The sequence below is a fragment of the Lysinibacillus sphaericus genome (assembly GCF_015844675.1).
Taxonomy (GTDB): domain Bacteria; phylum Bacillota; class Bacilli; order Bacillales_A; family Planococcaceae; genus Lysinibacillus; species Lysinibacillus sphaericus_E.
In genome coordinates, this window is the sequence record NZ_LDGC01000051.1 from 129,683 (window position 1) to 146,093 (window position 16,411).

The 16,411-nt window shown below is 35.7% G+C and carries 16 protein-coding genes and 3 pseudogenes; 13 read left to right on the plus strand and 6 right to left on the minus strand.

Features of this window, described 5'->3' with window-relative positions; translation table 11 throughout:
• The first annotated feature begins 2 nt into the window (after positions 1-2).
• Positions 3-428 (plus strand): hypothetical protein, encoded by a 426-nt coding sequence (locus ABE34_RS25145; protein ID WP_241747111.1) that lies wholly within the window; start codon positions 3-5, stop codon positions 426-428.
• Between the two features lie 54 nt (positions 429-482).
• Positions 483-905: a hypothetical protein gene (locus ABE34_RS25150; RefSeq protein ID WP_241747112.1), complete on the plus strand. Its 423-nt coding sequence runs from the start codon at positions 483-485 to the stop codon at positions 903-905.
• A 292-nt stretch (positions 906-1,197) separates the two neighbouring features.
• Here the strand turns inward: ABE34_RS25150 and ABE34_RS13640 are convergent, their stop codons facing one another.
• Entirely contained in the window at positions 1,198-1,935 is a 738-nt protein-coding gene (locus tag ABE34_RS13640; protein WP_197143094.1) for a MerR family transcriptional regulator, read from the minus strand.
• A 237-nt stretch (positions 1,936-2,172) separates the two neighbouring features.
• Between ABE34_RS13640 and ABE34_RS13645 the strand changes: the two genes are divergently transcribed.
• Positions 2,173-3,267: a DUF418 domain-containing protein gene (locus ABE34_RS13645; protein WP_197143095.1), complete on the plus strand. Its 1,095-nt coding sequence runs from the start codon at positions 2,173-2,175 to the stop codon at positions 3,265-3,267.
• 112 nt (positions 3,268-3,379) lie between these two features.
• Here the strand turns inward: ABE34_RS13645 and ABE34_RS13650 are convergent, their stop codons facing one another.
• Positions 3,380-4,459, minus strand: a complete 1,080-nt coding sequence (locus ABE34_RS13650; RefSeq protein ID WP_197143117.1) for a helix-turn-helix transcriptional regulator — start codon at positions 4,457-4,459, stop codon at positions 3,380-3,382.
• Between the two features lie 260 nt (positions 4,460-4,719).
• Here ABE34_RS13650 and ABE34_RS13655 point away from each other — a divergent pair, with 260 nt between their 5' ends.
• Positions 4,720-6,378: a M28 family peptidase gene (locus ABE34_RS13655; protein WP_197143096.1), complete on the plus strand. Its 1,659-nt coding sequence runs from the start codon at positions 4,720-4,722 to the stop codon at positions 6,376-6,378.
• 161 nt (positions 6,379-6,539) lie between these two features.
• Here the strand turns inward: ABE34_RS13655 and rarD are convergent.
• The 3 genes and pseudogenes from rarD to ABE34_RS13670 all read right to left on the minus strand — a co-directional run bounded on the left by rarD (position 6,540) and on the right by ABE34_RS13670 (position 10,262).
• Positions 6,540-7,466, minus strand: a pseudogene (rarD, locus tag ABE34_RS13660) (EamA family transporter RarD).
• 354 nt (positions 7,467-7,820) lie between these two features.
• Positions 7,821-9,023 (minus strand): macrolide family glycosyltransferase, encoded by a 1,203-nt coding sequence (locus ABE34_RS13665; RefSeq protein ID WP_197143097.1) that lies wholly within the window; start codon positions 9,021-9,023, stop codon positions 7,821-7,823.
• A 216-nt stretch (positions 9,024-9,239) separates the two neighbouring features.
• On the minus strand, positions 9,240-10,262 hold the full coding sequence (locus ABE34_RS13670; protein ID WP_197143098.1) for an alpha/beta fold hydrolase: 1,023 nt from the start codon (positions 10,260-10,262) through the stop codon (positions 9,240-9,242).
• A 134-nt stretch (positions 10,263-10,396) separates the two neighbouring features.
• Between ABE34_RS13670 and ABE34_RS13675 the strand changes: the two genes are divergently transcribed.
• From ABE34_RS13675 to ABE34_RS13695, 4 genes and pseudogenes are all read left to right on the plus strand, one after another.
• Positions 10,397-11,281, plus strand: coding sequence for a LysR family transcriptional regulator (locus ABE34_RS13675; protein ID WP_197143099.1), 885 nt, complete (start codon positions 10,397-10,399; stop codon positions 11,279-11,281).
• 424 nt (positions 11,282-11,705) lie between these two features.
• The gene (locus ABE34_RS13685) at positions 11,706-12,446 is read left to right on the plus strand and encodes a GNAT family N-acetyltransferase (protein ID WP_197143101.1); all 741 of its coding nucleotides are present in this window, start codon (positions 11,706-11,708) and stop codon (positions 12,444-12,446) included.
• Positions 12,447-12,710: 264 nt separating this feature from the next.
• Positions 12,711-13,331 (plus strand): annotated as a pseudogene (locus ABE34_RS13690) (NAD(P)/FAD-dependent oxidoreductase); the annotation flags it as partial.
• 127 nt (positions 13,332-13,458) lie between these two features.
• A complete protein-coding gene (locus ABE34_RS13695; protein WP_197143103.1) occupies positions 13,459-13,776 on the plus strand; it encodes a thioredoxin family protein in 318 nt (105 codons plus the stop codon).
• 104 nt (positions 13,777-13,880) lie between these two features.
• Here the strand turns inward: ABE34_RS13695 and ABE34_RS13700 are convergent, their stop codons facing one another.
• On the minus strand, positions 13,881-14,228 hold the full coding sequence (locus ABE34_RS13700; RefSeq protein WP_197143104.1) for a hypothetical protein: 348 nt from the start codon (positions 14,226-14,228) through the stop codon (positions 13,881-13,883).
• A 363-nt stretch (positions 14,229-14,591) separates the two neighbouring features.
• Here ABE34_RS13700 and ABE34_RS13705 point away from each other — a divergent pair, with 363 nt between their 5' ends.
• From ABE34_RS13705 to ABE34_RS13725, 5 genes and pseudogenes are all read left to right on the plus strand, one after another.
• Complete coding sequence (locus ABE34_RS13705; protein ID WP_197143105.1) at positions 14,592-14,801, plus strand: hypothetical protein; 210 nt, start codon at positions 14,592-14,594, stop codon at positions 14,799-14,801.
• 82 nt (positions 14,802-14,883) lie between these two features.
• Positions 14,884-15,270, plus strand: a complete 387-nt coding sequence (locus tag ABE34_RS13710; protein WP_197143106.1) for an SET domain-containing protein — start codon at positions 14,884-14,886, stop codon at positions 15,268-15,270.
• A 292-nt stretch (positions 15,271-15,562) separates the two neighbouring features.
• Positions 15,563-15,661 (plus strand): hypothetical protein, encoded by a 99-nt coding sequence (locus tag ABE34_RS25850; protein WP_197143107.1) that lies wholly within the window; start codon positions 15,563-15,565, stop codon positions 15,659-15,661.
• A gap of 354 nt (positions 15,662-16,015) precedes the next feature.
• Positions 16,016-16,237 (plus strand): annotated as a pseudogene (gene tnpA, locus ABE34_RS13720) (IS200/IS605 family transposase); the annotation flags it as partial.
• Between the two features lie 10 nt (positions 16,238-16,247).
• The coding region (locus ABE34_RS13725) for a helix-turn-helix domain-containing protein (RefSeq protein WP_197143118.1) at positions 16,248-16,411 on the plus strand (164 nt) is incomplete at its 3' end.

The window sequence follows — 16,411 nt, forward strand, 5'->3', positions numbered from 1 at the left end:
TTATGCTAAGTTTTGCGTTTTATTATTGGAATCGTACACCGGTTGAAGTGGCACAGCCGATTAAAGAGCCAAAACAATTAGTAGAAACGAATAGTAGCGAGCAGGAAGAACATTTGGATGGTGAACAATTCTTAAAATATAATGAGCCATTTTTGGATGTTTTTATTGATAAAGTTATCGAAAATGGGGAAAACATCGATATTCAATATCGAGTTAAATTTAAAAAACAATACCAGCGAGATCAAGATCGTATATATAAGCAACATTTAAATAAATACCAATATATAGAAGTGGCGAACGTGCCAAAACTTGACGATGCACAGGATGACTTTTTCGGTAGCGTAAGATCAGAAGTTCGATTTGCAATTCGAGATGAAGCAGGACAATTAATAGTAACTACCAAACGTGATGGCCGTGATGGCGAGTAACAAAAGATTCCAAAATTTTCAAGTGGTGGCCGCAGCACAGATATATTGGGGGAAATGGTTTACAATATGTCCGTCCCAAAATATACTAACCCCGCAACGTTTGAAGTACTTCAAATGGAAGCATCTGTGTTCGATTTATTTGAGACGGAAGTGAATACAGCACAACTACAGCCATTTCAATTGAATAACGTAACGTATACAATTGATTCATTAGAAATCAAACAAGGTACATTACATGTACAAATTTCTACGGAAGGTGATCCAAAAGTTCGTGCAGATGGTTGGGGGATGGTCATTAACGATCGTTTAATTTTTTCTAACCAGGCAAACGTACATTTGTCTGACCGAACAAATAATCGTATAGTTTATAAATTACAGTTTGAGAATTTCGAACAAATCCCAGCTAATTTCAAACTAGTGCCGTCTACTGTAAAGATAAAAACACAAATTGATCCAATTGTGTTAAATTTACACTAACGAAAAAACTCTCGCTTAGTATAGCATTTGAACGAAAGTCTAGTAATTTGATAAGATTTTAAAATGTGTTTGTATTTATAAACTAAGATTTTGTTTTATAACTTTTAGCCGAAATATAAAAATATGCAACTTTTTGGGGCGTACGAATGGCCATCTATCTAAAATCTTTTTCAGATAGATGGCTATTTTGCACCTGTTACTTGGCTATTTTTTGATCGCATTTGCATTTGCCGCTGCTTCACTGACAGAAAAAAGCCAGTTCTTGCGACAAATCACAGTTAGTTCATCCCGATTAGCCCTCATTGTTATCACTTTTCTCGGGAATTAGAACTTCTAATTCAAGAATATTACTATTAGTAAAAATGCCACTTGATAGCTCCATTACATAGATAGGGGTACTTTTTTTGTCGATAATGGATACTATTTTTTCCTCAAATTCATCATCCGTTTCACTTGAAATAAATATAGATCTATATTTACCCTCATTCATGATGAAATCAGCTTCCTTTTCCGTTTCTATACACATATGATATTCTCCATCTTCAAAAACATAAATAATGTCATGATAAAAAAATTGCTTTGATAATTGTAATTTTAAAAAGTCTTTGGCTGATAAAGTTTCATTTGTTTTTAAAGTGACTATTTTTTCTAAATGACTTTCATTTAAGTATTTTGTTGAATTTACTTTTTTGTTTGTAATAGTTACATAATGGTGATCAATTGCTTTTTTAATCTTTTGTAGTTTGTTTATTTCGTCTGAAAGTTCTTTTGATTTATCTCTTAATAAACTCAAATAATCATTTTTTTCATACGAAGTTAAAACCTCTTTAATTTGTGCGATTGAAAGATTTAAGTTTCTCAACATTAATATTTGTGCAAGTTGATAAATCTCCTTCAGAGAATATTTTCGATACCTATTATTATCTGTGTACGATGGAAATAAAAGCCCTTTTTCTTCGTAATATCGAATTTGATGATGATTGATATCAAATATTTTAGCCAATTGATTTATTGTAATTGTTTCATCCATAATATCCCTCTTCTCTAGATAAATATAAACTCTAGGACTAGCCTAATGTCAAACAAAAAACTTAGGATAAAACCTTAAAACAGATATCACTGATCATGAAAGTAATGGATATAAGTAGGTATAAATTCGATGTGATAAAGTAACGGATTTCGACGTAGGCACAGACAAAAGCTGGTTTGACATTAGGTCAACCCTATAGTTTATAGTGATTGTGTATTAACAGAAGGAGGAATAGTAATGTCCGAACAGTTACAATCAAAGCGGATTGAAGGGTTAGATTTTGCTCGAGCATTGGCTATGTTTGGGATGCTAATAGTTAACTTTAAAATTATTATGGGAGCAGCAGGGAATGGACCGGATTGGCTTATATGGTTTACTGGGCTTTTCGAAGGAAGGGCGTCTGCCACTTTTGTTACGTTGGCGGGTATCGGAGTTGCTTTGATGACAAGAAAAGCTAGAAATAGCGGTGAGCTATCTTCTATTAAAGAAAATAGGGAGAAATTATGGAAACGTTCCGCTTTTCTTTTTATTCTAGGTTTACTTTTATATGTTGCAGGATGGACCGGAGATATCCTCCATTATTATGGCGTTTATATGCTGATTGCATCCTTTCTTATCGTAGCTTCTACAAAGCGCATGATCATCCTATCTAGTCTTTTTTTAATCACCTCGCAAGTCTTACAAGTGACAATGAATTATATGAATGGATGGCATCCAGATCGACCATTTATGGAATATATTGATTTTTGGACGATTGATGGTTTTATTAGGAATCTTTTGTTTAATGGGTATCACCCCGTATTCCCTTGGGTCTGTTTCTTTTTGCTTGGAATGCTCCTTGGCAGACTTGATTTATCGAAGAAAGCTGTAAGAAATAAAATGTTGTTTATTTCTATAATTCTACTCGTAACAACAGAGGTACTTTCAAAAGTATTAATGCGACTATCTCTATCGGTATTAGATGGTAACAGTGCAGAATTCTTGTTTCAAACAGGGCCAATTCCACCAAACATTTTATATGTCATATCGAATTCCGCTTCTGCGGTTATTGTCATCGTTACTTCTATTTATATTGTAGATAAATTTGCTGGACGATGGTTGATAAAATCACTTATTCAAACAGGACAATTAACATTAACCCATTATGTAAGCCATGTATTCATCGGTGTTGGCATATTGGCTTTATTCAATTGGTTAGAAAACCAAACGTTAGCATTTTCATTAGTATTTACACTATTGTTTTTCGTAGCGAGTATTTTATTTTCTGTTTTATGGAGAAATAAATTTAAAAGAGGGCCCATTGAGTGGATTATGAGAAAAATGACAAATTAATATTGTATTAGAATTGCTGATACGATAGGACTAATAGAATAAAAAGAGCTTCAAGTAGTGGTAAAAAGTTATGTTGCAACCTTACCACTACTTGTGATTCTAACTCCAAAAATTAAATTGTTGCTTTAATTAATGCTAAATATTGAGAATCCCCTAAACCATATTGAGGGAACAGATATAGTAAGTTCTGGACAATTTCATCGTGAGAAAGATGTTGATGTGTTTGAATATATTTTGTGATTTCGTTGTCGTTGTTCAAGAGTTCTAAATATAATTTGATTCCTTGATACATAACAGGCATCAGTTCTACATCTGGCATACGGTGGTCTATTAACACTGCTTCATATAGATCGTAATAGGCTCCTAATGTTATGTCGGTTTCTTGCACATCATATGTTTGCTCTCTCACCGCATGATAGTAAATTGTTCCTTTGAATGATGTTTGTTCTAAATACGCTAACACGGTCATTAAGTTCATCTGACAAAACATATCTTCACCAAACCAAAGAACGATACATTGATATTCTTTTGAAAATAAGGTCTCTTCAAGCGGTGCAACTGTAATTGCTTCATATTCTGCTAATGAGACTTCATGTCCTGACGCTCTCACCTGTTTGAATGAGTCGCTAAAAATGGGTTTCACGGTGTCGTGTACACACATCGCTTCATTAAATGGTGCGTAATCGCTTTTTCCCATTAATTGTTGAGAACTGAATTGTTCGTACATATGTTGTCCATTTAAAATATGTAATACTTCATAATCAAAATGTTCATCCACATGCTTTTGTAAATCTTCAATTCTTAATTTTTTTGAAATATCCATATAATAATTCCTCGCTTTATTCATAGTGAGTTTTACATAAGATTGCAATGGTTCAGGACGTAAACGAAAGGCATTGGGGGTAACGCCGAAAATTTCCTTGAAAGCTCGGGAAAATGCTTCTTGCGATGAATAGCCATGCTTGATCGCTATTTCAATGATTCTTTCATCTGTTTCACTAAGGGAGATTGAAGACAGATAAGTTTTTCTTAGGGCCATATAGCGTTTGATACTAATTCCTGTTATTTGATGAAATTTAAAGGAACAGTAATAAGAAGAATAGCCCATTGCTTCACTTAGTTTTATCAGGGAAAAACCCTCAAACAAATGCTCTTCAATCCAATCAATCATAGCCTGAATCATCTTGTTCAACATGCATCACTCCTAAACTTAATTATAGTGAAGAACAAAACGTGGTTTTGATATTCGTTGTGTTTTTTGAATGAGGCGAACTACATTCTACGTTAAGGTTGATGCTGTGTAATAGCAAGTGTTTTTTGTGCGAAAGCGAAGCGACATCTTAAGACAAAAATAGGATGATTGGAAAAGAAATTAAATTAAAAACATATGATAAATCTAAGTGGCTAAAATTCAGTTTTAAGTAGTAGTAGAAAGAATAAGGAGAAGATTAGATGAAAAAAAGAAAATGGCTTATTTTTTCGATAGTACTAGGGTTATTAACGCTGTTTATAAGTTTTAGTCAATTTTTAAGTCCTTCTCAAGAAGAAATGGGGGAAACTGAAAAGGACTTTTCATCGGATCGAGCGCTTGAGTATTTAAAAGAAGTGGCAAAGGAACCGCATCCAATGGGATCCCCTGCGAATAAAAGGGTAAGGGATTATATTGTTAACCACTTTCAGCATCTTGATATACCTGTTGAAATTCAATCGAAGCCATTGAAGGATATTAGAGGTGAAAAGTATGCTTCAGATTTAGGTGTAGAAAATGTTGAAAATATTATTGCAAAAATTCAAGGGACATCAGGCGATGATCATGCGATTTTACTAACAGCCCATTATGATTCTGTAACAGAAACTCCTGGGGCATCAGATGATGGTTATGGCGTTGTCACAATTTTGGAGGCAGCAAGAGCATTAAAACAAATGCCAGCACCTAAAAATTCTATTTATTTTGTGCTAACAGACGGTGAGGAGCTGGGTTTGCTAGGAGCTAGTGCCCTTAAGGATCGAGCGGATGTTATGAATAAAGTAAGCGTTATGTTGAATTTCGAAGCAAGAGGCAATACGGGAGTACCGATTATGTTTGAAACGAGTCCAAATGATTTACGGTTAGTGCAATTGTATAAAGAGATTGTTCCATATCCTGTAGCCTATTCATTTGCTTCTGAAATGTATAAAAGGATGCCGAACGATACAGATTTTACCGAATTGAAAGTGACAAAAAAATTAGGCTTTAATTTTGCGAATATGAATGGATTAGAGGCGTATCATGCAACGACAGATCGTGTGGAAAATAGTGATGAGGGAACAATTCGTCACTTCGGGAGCTATGTATTTCCTTTAGTGAAAAAGTTTATGATGATGGATGCAAAGGAGTTTCAAACGATAGAGGAAAGTAAAAGTAATGCGATTTACTTCCCGTTAATGAAAAAAATACTAGTTGTGTATTCCGAAAAGTTAGTAGTCCCATTGTTGATAATTTTACTTGTCTTAACAGTCGCTATATTTATTTTTAGCTTTAAAATGAAAATGATACAGATGAAGGGATTTGCTTTAAGCTTATTAGCGATAATAGGTAGTCTTGTTGCCATTTTCATCTTCTATTTTCTTCTAATGCGTCTTTCCACAATTGTATTGATCGGTGAAATAAATGAATATAATATGGCAATGTTTGGTAAGCGTGATCCGGCGATTCTTACGGTGTTGGTCTTACTCGCGATGGTGTTTTGTCTCTTTTTTGCGAAGTGGATTTCGAAAAGATGCGGTTCAGCGAATTTCGTTATGAGTACGCAGTTTTTATGGATTTTATTAGCTACGTTGACTAGTTTTACGTTCAAAGGTATTAGTTACGCTTTTACGATTCCAGCATTTATAAGTTTGCTGTTGATTGTACCACTGATCTTGAAAGCTAAATGGGCGAAGGGTGTCTATCGATATATAGCACTTTCAGGATGGATAGTTCCAAGTATTCTATTACTTGCGCCGATTATGTATTTGATCTATGTTGCCCTAACAATTAGTATGGTACCTATAATTGCCGTTCTTACGGCAATCATTATCTTCCCAATAGTAGCAATTGTGAATTGGTTAATGGCTTTTGATGAAGCATAGTTTCGATATACAAAGGAGAAAAGTGCTTTCATTTTCTCCTTTTTTTGTTATTCGTATTAAAAGCGGGTAGGTGAGTGCCATTTGCAGTAATCTTTTTGAATAAAACCAAGAAGTCAATTTCTTTTTTTTAGCAAATCGACTTCTTTCGTGCAAAATGTTTGTTAAGCTTTCATTTTACTTTCTAATGGCCCTGATTTCACTGTATTTGTTTTTCTCATTGAAGAAAAAGCATACATTGCAAGAGCTGACCATATGAACAGGAAGGCGATAAAATGTGCCTTTGTCAACTCTTCGTGGAAAAGAAAGACACCCGCCATTAGTGACAGTGTTGGAGAAATATATTGGAGAATACCAAGCAAAGATAATGTTACCTTTTTGGCACTCTTCGTAAATAATAAAAGTGGTAAAGCTGTGACTATGCCACTCCCCATTAATAATAAACTTGTTGATACTGAATCAAAAAACTGTATTTTCGAATCAAACATCAAGTACATTAAATATACTAACGTAATAGGGAAAATCACCATTGTTTCAAGTGCTAATCCAATAGTTGAATCAGCCTTAATCGTTTTCTTTAATAAACTATAAAATCCAAAGGTTAAAGCCAAACTAAGAGAAATCCAAGGAATTACCCCATAATGTAGGGTGAGTGTAAACACACCAATGCCAGCTAACACAAATGATAGTGTTTGGAAAATACTCAATTTCTCTTTCAACGCAATTACACCGATTAACATACTAGTAAGAGGATTGATGTATTGGCCAAGACTCGCTTCTAATATCCTTCCCTCAATCACTGCCCACATAAAGATACCCCAATTAGAACTAATCAGTATAGAGGCAATCAAAAGGGACCAGAACAATTTCGGTTTCTTAACGATTTCTTTCGCGAACTCTACATATGTATGCCATTTTCTTGTGAAAAATAGTAGAACAAGCATAAAAATAAAAGACCAAAAAACACGTTGTGCTAAAATTTCTGCTGAAGATACGTGTTGAATAAGTTTCTAGTAAATTGGAGTGATTCCCCACATAATATAAGATAGTATTGCATACATAACACCATCTCTTTCATTATTTAATTTCATAATGAACCTTCTTCCTACAAATATAGTGAAATATATACTATTTATATGTGCTTTAATATAGTAACATAATTTTCCATTTCGATAAGCTATTTAATTTTTACAGCAACATTTAATCATTGTAAATAGTCACACTTATACAGGGTAGTTTGTTGTAGAAAATGAGTTCATTTAGATGTCTAACGAACAAAAAGAGTACACCACTATTTATGAGTGATGTACTAATTTTTTAATATAATGTGTGACATAAAAGCCAACCTCTTGATATCACTGTTTTATTAATTTTAAAATAATTGTCTACTGCGATTTTGCTTTTTGTACTTCAAAACAAAAATCCATCACTATTAATGGGAGCTTTTAACTATCATATTGGCCTGTAAACTTGAAAATCTCATCAACAGCTTTTTGGTACCCACCAGAATGTTGGAAGGATTTTTTAATATTTGCAACAGCATTTTGGATAGAAGGGGTGTTTAACACATGATTGGCAGCTTCATTTAGTTCATTGGCTGTCACACTTTCCATTTGTAATTGAATTCCTGCTCCGATGTTGGTAACTTGTTTAGCAATGATTGGCTGATCCGCACTGAGTGGAATTACGATAAGTGGAACCCCGTTATAGAGAGCTTCATTAGTGCTATTCATGCCACCATGTGTGATAAATAATTTAGTGTATTGTAGCAATTCGGTTTGTGGAACATAATTTTTCACGATGAAGTTTTCAGGAATTTCTCCTAATGCATCAAGTGGTGTTTGTTCCCCAATCGACATGACAACGGTATGCTCTTTATTCCCGAATGCCTTCAAACATAGCTTATAGAAATCAATGGCTTGATTTAAGACCGTACCGAGTGAAATATAAATAGGGGGTTTTCCCTTGATTGCAGAAAGGTCGAAGTCTTCTTGCGTTAACCGTGAGGAGATGGATGGACCTACAAATTTATAGGATGGGTCAAATGCTTCTCCAAAAGGTTGAAATTCCCTCGTTGTATAAACTATTGTCAGTGGTGCCGGGTTACAGAACACTTCATAAGGTGAACTAATTTCAATACCATATTTTTTATTTATTTTTGTTGTTAGGTTTAGAAATTCATCATTTATTTTTGTTAAAACTTCAGTAGGGACATTTTGTGAAAGATGTTCTAATGTTTGATCGAATGATTGTTTAGTTTCAGCAAAAGAGGTACATGAATTGATTGCCGGTAGCTTCAAGATTTTGGCAAGTAGATGACCACAACCAAACATTGAATCGTGGATGATGTAATCAAAATGCTCTCCTTTAATCTGTTCAAGTACGCTAGGGATGACGATATCTGCAGTAAGTAAAAGTCCATTGACCCTTTCAAGCAAATGATTTCTTCCACCTGAGATAAAGGCTTTTATAAATTTTTGTCCATCAAATGTTCGTACAATCGCTCCTGTTTTCTCAATACGCTCCCGGAAAGCTTCTATTGTAAAATACACGACCTCTTCTCCGCGCGAAATTAGCTCTTGCACCACTCCAATCGTTGGATTGATATGTCCTTCTGATCCAGCGTTAATAAATAGAACACGTGCCAATTCTACCACTCCTTAGGGAAAGATATTTTCAAGATTATGTAGAGTAATGGATACTGTCACATATCATGCTTACCTATGGTAAAGCACAGTGAGTTCTTTTAGCAAGTTTGATTGTGTTTCTGTTTAGGTGAATAGCCGCTTTCACAGTTACATTTGGTAAAAGATGTCCTAAAATAAAACACGCAAACTATCGAGAAGGGCATTACTTCTTTGTTACTAGGATACATCACTCATCTGTAAAAATTGTTTCAGAGAGTTGTCTATCACAAGTGAATCCTGATCGTTTTGTCCGATTCCAAAGCAATGTCCCCATTTGGATTCGATTAGCTGATAAATAGCATTAGGCATATGTTTCACTTCATATGCATTATCCTCAGGAGGGAAGAACAAATCAGTCGATCCTGGCATAATAAGAGCATGAGCAGTGATCTTGTTTAATGCCTGTTCAAAATTTCTATTGTCTTGGGGGTTGGCGCTAATATCTCCGTTGATCCCTGTACGGAGCATAGCAATCAAATCGTTGGCATCAAAAGAAAGGAACACTTGATCCCAATAGTCTTCCAGATATGCCTTTAACGTCGAATATCCCTCCGCCTGATAGAGCTGCTCTAAATAATAAGCCTGGGAAAAACCCCAAGGAGCATAGGCGCGTCCCATCGCGGCAAGTCCTGTCACAGGCTGACTGTCATAAAAGCCTTCCTTCCAATTAGAGTCCGCTTGCAAAGCTGCGATAAGTCCCTCAAAAACTACTTGAGCATGTGGTCTAGTTTTTGCTGTTCCGCCAAACGGTGCAATCCGCTCGACCATCTCAGGATAACTTGTTCCCCATTGAAAGGTTTGCAGCGCCCCCAGTGACCAGCCGACGACTAGAGCAATTTTCGTAATATCAAATTTCTCGGTTATGAGCTGATGTTGTAGCCGAACATTGTCATAAATCGTAATGAGCGGAAAATTTGCTCTGTCAAAAGGAGCGGGTGTATTGCTTGGGGAGGAAGATAAACCATTCCCAAGCATATTAGGCACAATAATAAAATATTTGTCAGGGTCGAGTGCTTTGCCAGGACCAATCAGCCACTCATTATCGGTGTGCTGGCCAGCAAACCAGGTAGGATAAACAATCACATTGGACTTAGCAGAATTTAAAGTTCCATAGGTTTTATAGGCAAGAAAGGCTTGAGGTAGCTTTTGACCCGATTGCAGCATGACATCTCCCAGTGAATAAATTTCGTAATCTTTCATAATTCGATTCTCCTCTGTAATACAAGATTTGGTGTGGAAGCTTGATTTTTACTCTACGATATTGCTACCATCAAATCAATGAAACGTTTTTGATTGTAACGTTCAATTTTTTTGAATTAAGGAGTGTTGACCCAATGGAAATCCGCCAGCTTAAAACATTTTGGACGCTTGCTTCCACACGGAGTTTTAGCCGCACTGCCGAAGTATTGAACTATGTTCCGTCTACTGTAACCATGCAAATCAAAGCTTTAGAGGAAGAATTGGGCGTTAAGCTATTGGATCGCTTGGGCAAGAGTGTTGTATTAACTGATGCAGGCCACCAGCTGTTGCCCTATGCCAATAAAATATTAAATGATGTTGAGGAAGCTCGGTCTGTCTCAAGTCAGAGTGGAGAATTAACTGGCACGGTTATTATCGGTGCAGACGAAGTGCTCTGTACATACCGGTTACCCGCATTGCTCAGGCTTTTTCGCGAACGATATCCGCACGTTCGTCTTTTATTTAGGCCATTGTCTAGTGATAATTTGAAACAGAGTCTGAGAGAAGGGAATGTTGATGTGGTTTTTATGCTAGATGAACCTGTCATATCTACGGATCTTCATACAGAGTTATTAATGGACGAACCATTTCTTATGGTAGTTTCACCCGACCATCCATTAGCTACACGCTCTACATTAAGCATAGAAGATTTTAATAGAGAGCAAATTCTATTAAGTGAAAAGGGTTGCTCTTATCGGACTTTCTTCTATCGTACGTTATTGAGGAAAGGGGCCGATAGCTTGACCGAGTTGGAGTTTAATAGTGTAGAAGCCATAAAACAATGCACGATGGTTGGGCTCGGCATTGCCTTACTACCTAAAATGGCGATTAAGGGAGAGCTAGAGAGGGGAGAATTGATCGCTTTACCTTGGGATTTATCGGAAATACAATTTGCTACTCAAATGCTGTGGCATCAAGAAAAATGGATTTCACCATCGATGGGGGCCTATATCGAATTGGCAAGAAATGTATTAAACTAGAGTCTAGTGAAAAGCATATTGAATATCCCAAAATGTACGGCGCAAACGATTTATGCCACCGGAGCATAGCTAAACTCCCTGCTAAATGAATAACAAAGTCATTCCGCTTGAATTAGAGCAAACTAGAACAATCGGATTAGCAATTAAAACGTCTGTTTCACCGGCAGTTAAAAAATTCGCTGAGATTTGTGAGAATTGGGTTAAAACACAGGGCGTTAATTGAATAAACTGAAATACTTTAACAACATACTTAGCTGATAATGTTTAAAGAATCGGAGCGTATATATAAATAATATCAATTTTGAAGTAGCTGTTTACCTAGCATTAGGTGAAGGAACTTTGAAAGAAGGTTAGGAAAAAAATTGAAAAATGGATGAAATATGGTATTTTTTAAATAGGATTTCAACATTAGGGGGTAAAAATTATGCCTTTATTTTCACAAACAATAACTGACTATTGGAAGTCGCAATTTTTAAACGGAGACGTAATCTATAACGAAAAAGGCTTTACTGTCGCAATCAACCCGGACCTGAGCGAAGACAGTCGGGTCATGGTGCTGGAAACTATAGACAATCGAGTTATGGTTGTTCTGACGCCTGAGATGGCCGATAAGTTAGACCTTTCTAGTGGACAAGAACTGTCTGAGCTGGACTTTCGCCAGAGATTGAATGAAGCAGGAGTCACACTGCATGGTGCAGATTTTATTTTTTATTTTTCAGAAGCCGAAAAGAACGTCTTGCTGCAAGAAAGCTTGGAAGATACATTGCGCCAATTATCAGTGCAAGATGATGTGATTTTTTCTGAGTTCGAGTCCTCCGCGTCGGAACAAGACTTGGATGATGCGTATGTGGAGTTGGATCATTGGGCGGTGTTCGGCTCTTTTGAGCAAAACCGATTAGTCTGTGCAGCCAGCGTGTATCCTTGGAAAGAAAATACGCAAATTGCCGATCTCGGTGTACTGTCTTTGATGCCTTTTAGAGGGAAAGGGCATGCTCGCAAAGTGGTACGTTCAATTAGCAAGTTCGCTGTTAAGCAAGGTTACGAACCACAGCACAGATGCCAGCTTGATAACGAAGCTTCAACGTTCCTAGCAAAAGCGGCTGGTTTGACGTTGTTTGGAAAATGGGATGTCATTTCTCCTGATTGCACTGTCGGAAGGCCCTAGGCTAGGGACATATATAAATCTCCTTGGAGAATAACAATTGATGTAAAAAGTATGATGTTATGTACATCCGAAACACTCTCTTTCAATAAAAACTAGACCGGTTTTTCCTTACGATGGGGAAAATCGGTTTCTTGATTATGGAAACTATAGTATCGTAGGTTTTAGGTCAAAATGTTGGCGATTATTTCCGGCGTACTGAAAATAGGGTAGTCATATATGTAGCAATGTTAAAGGAGAGTATCATGTACACAATTGGACAAGTAGCTAATGACGTTAGAAGAAATTGAATATGTGGCTGAGAGAATACTATTGGCAACTGGTGTTCAGGAGGAATTTCCATCAATTCCGGATATTCAAAAATATTATGGGAAAAGTTTATTCAGCTGCCCAACTTGTGATGGATGGGAATTAAGAGATCAACCGCTAATTATTATTTCCGAAAATGAAGAACAAACCCTTTTCAAAGGAAAGCTTATTTATAATTGGTCAAAGGATTTAGTAATCGCCACAAATGGTCATGAACTTTCTGCTCCGGCATTGAATGAACTACAAAGAAAAGATGTAACTGTCATTACTGAGCCTATACAAAACCTTCATGGTGAGGGTGGTTATTTAAACAAAATAGTGTTTAGTTCTGGGCTTGAAATAGAAAGAGTTGGCGGTTTTATAGTACCTAACTTTGTGCGACCGAATCGATTTGCAGAGCAGCTCGATTGTCAATTAAATGAAAATGGTAGCATAGTTGTTGATGAGGCGGGACGTACATCACAGGAAAATGTGTATGCAGCGGGGGAGACAGCTAAATTAGGCCAGTCTTCATTAATCGTCGCTGCTGCTGAGGGCTATAAAGCAGCGATGGCTGTTGTGTTCGATAGTACAATATAAAAATTTTTTAGCCCAATAATAGATATTAAAGGTCTTTAATGTGCGGTAAAAGGAAAGAGTAGGGTCTAATAAAAATAATAAGCATATTATAACTTCAAGATTTTTATTTTCACAAAGGGGGAAAAGAATGATGTCAATTGTCCAAGTAACGACAAAGGAAGAATTAAGAGAACACTTAAAAACTAAAAAGATCGTGTTAATAAATTTTTGGGCTGAGTGGTGTGGTCCGTGTAAAATGTTCAAAGGGGTACTTAAAGAACTTAATGAAGAATTCAGTGGTAAGGTGAAAATTATAAGGGTGAATGTTGAAAAAAGCCCAGATATTGCAGCAGAATATAAGGTGATGGGAATTCCTCATTCTCGATTGATTATTCATAATAAATTACGTGAACCAATTATTGGTTATGTGCCGTTTGAACAACTGAAGCAAATGATTGGAATATGATTTGTTAAACAGCTGTACAACCATTTTGGATGAACATCTGAAAACAAAATTAACGTGGTGAATGTTTCACGATAATAATCATCAAGCCAGACAAGCAAAATAGATTACTCTTCTTGCTTGTTTGACTTGATTTCTAAATATAAAGAGAAACTAATTGCAACGAACATTATCGTAGATAATATAATCGATAACGTGGCAGTATAGTAGATGGATGTAATCAATAGGATAAGAGAACTAATGATCATGACAACCCGTAGTAATATATCTGTTTTTGTTTTTTTACCTAGATTAAAAAAATCTTGAAGAATAGCAAATAAAAAAGAAACTCCGAAAAATATTATATATTCATAAACAAAAATAGGCTTCACATAATCAGGAATACCGAAATAAAATAATTTGTAAATTAAAATTAGTGGCGGTATATATGTTATAAATTTGCGAAAGTAACTCATCAAAAAATCCATCCTTTTTTGTTAATAGAATAACACATATTGTAAAATTGAAATAATGGTGGAGTATATGTGCATTACAAAAGAGTGGATGAAGTCTTTTCGATTTCCGGGAAGATTCACTTGTATCATTAGAAGTACCGTCGTGAATAAAACAGGGGGGGTATTTCCTCCAACACGAATTGGTAGATCTTTAATACATAAATGTTTGTAGTAGAATGTTAGTCAAATATGATTTTTCCAATCTGTTTTGATTATATACCAGCTCGTGTTATAATGAGTAACTTAAGGTATTAAGACGTTCCTTATAACTGAACGGATGCCATGAAAGCCTCCGCATAGAGATAAAATATAGAGGTGTAAAGATTGAATAAAAAATGGACGATTGAAAAAATTAAAGAATTTGTTGAGACTAATTCGGAAAGTAAGTTGCTAACGACTGAATATCACGGCTTTTCTCAAAAGTTATTATTAAAATGTGCGTGTGGTAGCAAATTTGAAAAAACATTTACAAAGTTTAAAAATAAACATCAACGTAAATGTGACGTTTGCCAACCACCAAAAGAATCACGTTAATCAATGATAAACGAAGTGTTTAAAGAACTAGCTAATGTTTACAGCTACAAAGAATATTTTAAAAGTGAGTAGGAGAACAAACATGATAGAGATCAAAACATCTCCTTTAAGTGATGGAGAATTCAATAGAGGGGTATTTGCAACGTGCGATATTAAAAAAGGACAACTTTTACACGAAGCCCCTGTCATTTCTTACCCAAATGAACAACATGAACACATTGAGCAAACATTACTCGCTGATTACGCATTTGAGTACGGAATCGGTCGATCTGCTATCCTTCTTGGTTATGGTATGTTGTTTAACCATTCTTATGAACCTAATGCAACTTATGAGATTAATTTTAAAAACCAAACATTTGACTTCTTTGCTTATACGGATATTAAAGCTGGAGATGAAATTCTAATCAATTATAATGGCGACGTTGATGATAAAGAGCTACTATGGTTTGATCAGGAAAAAGAAGATTAAAATAAATCAGGGCGTTAATCCGAGAAGGATTGACGCTTTTATTTTGAAGTTATTGAGTTTATTAGCCAGTCAGGTAAGGAGTTATACTTTAATAAGAGGGTACCTAGAAAGAGATTTTTGGGCGATTGGTAATCCAAATTTCCACCTATTTTCTTCAAACTATTGGAGTAAGGAGAGTTGATACCAATGACTATTTTTGAAGCAATTATGGTTGCTATATGTTACGCCACACTTATAGTTTCAGTAATTGCCTTGTCATTTACTTTTCTTCTCATGTTGCTGATTAGAAGGATTGGTCCGTAATAAGTCAACTCATACTGCAGGTGTCTTCCTTACTCCAAAACCTTTAATCAATTATGTGCCGGTTCAAAAGGGGAATGTTGGAGTATAATTAACCAATGGGCAATGAATGAAATTGAAGGAGAAGGAGTCCTCAAAATGGCTTTCTTATGGCTTACAAATCTGAGAATGCTCTAAGACAGGTTCTAACTCTTCAGCATTTTTCCTCATGGGAATGGGTTCTTGTAAATGAATGAATTCTTGATGATAGTTTGGTTTATTAGCATAGTCACATTTTTTACCAAACTTTATCGGTTTTCCACAAGAAGACTCCTTCCTCAATCACGTGCAGGGCGTAGCCCAGTGATAGGTGGGAGATGAATTGCGTTAGCCAAAAGTATTTAAACACATCATGCCTTATTGTATAATCAGGCGTATCAGAGGAAGGCGTGATTATACCCAAAGACATGTTCACATTTTGTTTAAAGCACAACCTAATACAGAATTATCCAAGCTCATCAATGCGTATAAGAGTGCTAGTTCCCGACTGATAAAACGTGACTTCCCATTAGTTCGTAAAAAACTTTGGAAAGAAATGTTCTGGTCAAGAAGTTTTTGTTTATTAACTACTGGTGGTTCGCCCATTCATGTGGTTAGAAAATACATCGAAAACCAAGGAATGAAGTGAGGTGAAAGCATTGTTAGTCAAAAAAGCTTATAAGTTCAGAATCTACCCAAATAAAGAGCAGGAAATACTGATTGCGAAAACAATCGGTTGTTCTCGTTTTGTTTTTAATCACTTCTTAGGTATGTGGAATGACGTATACAAAGAAACTGGTAAAGGTCTGACTTACAACTCTTG